The organism is Streptomyces sp. MB09-02B, from assembly GCF_033794485.1.
GTDB lineage: Bacteria > Actinomycetota > Actinomycetes > Streptomycetales > Streptomycetaceae > Streptomyces.
The window spans coordinates 1-1,742 of record NZ_JARGEE010000796.1 but is presented as its reverse complement, the minus strand read 5'-3'; the positions used below and the strand labels follow the sequence as shown (position 1 = coordinate 1,742).

The 1,742-nt window shown below is 67.7% G+C and carries 2 protein-coding genes and 1 pseudogene; 2 read left to right on the top strand and 1 reads right to left on the bottom strand.

Annotated elements, in window-relative coordinates:
- Window positions 1-123, bottom strand: a pseudogene (locus P1P70_RS44135) (DNA primase); the annotation flags it as partial.
- Window positions 124-485: 362 nt separating this feature from the next.
- Here P1P70_RS44135 and P1P70_RS44130 point away from each other — a divergent pair.
- Complete coding sequence (locus tag P1P70_RS44130; protein WP_319248063.1) at window positions 486-791, top strand: hypothetical protein; 306 nt, start codon at window positions 486-488, stop codon at window positions 789-791.
- A gap of 357 nt (window positions 792-1,148) precedes the next feature.
- A partial coding sequence (locus tag P1P70_RS44125) for a MaoC family dehydratase N-terminal domain-containing protein (protein ID WP_319248061.1) occupies window positions 1,149-1,742 on the top strand: 594 nt, incomplete at its 3' end.

Here is a 1,742-nt window from a genome sequence, read left to right as displayed (position 1 = left end):
GTGGGGGGAGCGTAGGGCCGGGAGCTTGGTGCGGGACAGGGGGATCACCGCCAGTCCGCGTTCGGCGGCGGAGAGCGCGTGTGCCAGGGCCAGGGTGCTGGCCTGCCGGTCCGTGGTGGCCATACCTCCATGTTCGTATGAGTGTTCGATAAAGGGAAGGGGGTTCGGGGTGCGCTTTCGGCCGTCGGAGGCTCGTTCGTGGGTCGGCCGGACATGTGCCGGAACGCTTCGCCCCTTGTCTCACTTGATCTTGCGGTCGCCAGGCGAGGTCATCCCGTCTGAACTGGGAGTTCCTTGATCCAAGGGGGTTTATCGACTTGTCATCACGCTTCAGGGGGAATGGGAGCTTCCGGGATGGTTCGCCGGGGATTCGGTGGGCAACTCTTGATTCGCGACGTCGAAGACCCGAAGACACGCACCGAGGCGGTCGGCCAACTGCCCCGGCGCAACCCGTACTTGTGTGAAAGGCCCTGGAGGAAATGCACATGGCAAGCATCCGTACCGCCCGCGTTCTCGCCGCCGTCTCGGCTCTCCCGCTCGCCGCCGCCCTGTTCACCGGCGTCGCGACGGCCGACAACGGCTCCTTCGCGGACAACGGATCGAACGCCGGCGTGGCGAACATCGTCGGCAGCGGTGTCGGTCACGACAACAACGGCAACTCGTCGACCTCGCAGCAGCAGGCGAACGGCTCGGGTGCCTCCAACCAGAACAACACCGCCCAGGTCAACGGCTCCGGCTTCACGGCCATCGACCAGGACAACGCGGTCGTCAGCTTCACCAACCTCTGGTGAGCCGGGCGAGGGCGGCCGGTCGGGCCGGGGGCGGACGGATGAGGTCGCCCCGGCCCCGTGGCCCCGCCCTCGGACGACGTAGGACGTGTGGGACATGTTTGTGGGGTGTGACACGCCTGTGAGGCGGTGCTTCGGCATCGCCGCACAGGCGTTTTCGGTTGCTGGTTGCTGGTTGCTGGTTGCTGGCGTGTGCCCGTGCGCGCTTGGGCCTGGGTCTGGGCGCTTCGCGTGACGCCGTCGCGTCCGCCGCGTGGCGCTGCCGCGTTCGCGTGCCCGCGCTGCGGTGTTCTTGACAGTCGTGGCGGCAGGCCCGCAATCTGACGGACAGTCAGCAAAACCGGAGGGGGCTGCGCCACGATGGTCGAGGACCTGTCCGTACGGCTCAAGGCCTACGAGGGGCGCGTGGCCGTCCTCGGCGGCCGTGGCAAGGATCCCGTCAACTCGCCCATGATCCGGCACTGGTGCGAGGCCATGGGGGACACCAGCCCCGCGTACACCGGACCGGACGCCGTCGCACCGCCGACCATGCTCCAGGTCTGGACGATGGGCGGACTGAGCGGCCACGAGACCCGCTCACCGGCGTACGACGAACTCCTCGCGCTGCTCGACGACGCCGGCTGTACCTCCGTCGTCGCCACGGACTGCGAGCAGGAGTACCTGCGGGCCCTGCGGCCGGGGGACGAGATCACCTTCGACTCGGTCATCGAGTCGGTGTCGGAGCGGAAGACCACCAGGCTCGGCACCGGGCACTTCGTCACGACCCGGATGGATGTGCGAGTGGGCGAGGAACTCGTGGGCACCCACCGCTTCCGCATCCTCAAGTACGCGCCGACCCACCAGCCAAGGAAGCCGCAGCCCAAGACGTCGCAACCCGAAGCGCAGCAACCCAAAGCGCCGCACCCCGAAGCGCCGCAGCCCAAGGCATCCCCTGTCCTTTATCAACATTTCCAA

What these genes read in the sequence shown, in the direction of transcription:
- P1P70_RS44130 (WP_319248063.1), top strand. Translation starts at nt 486, where the DNA reads ATGGCAAGCATCCGTACCGCCCGCGTTCTCGCCGCCGTCTCGGCTCTC.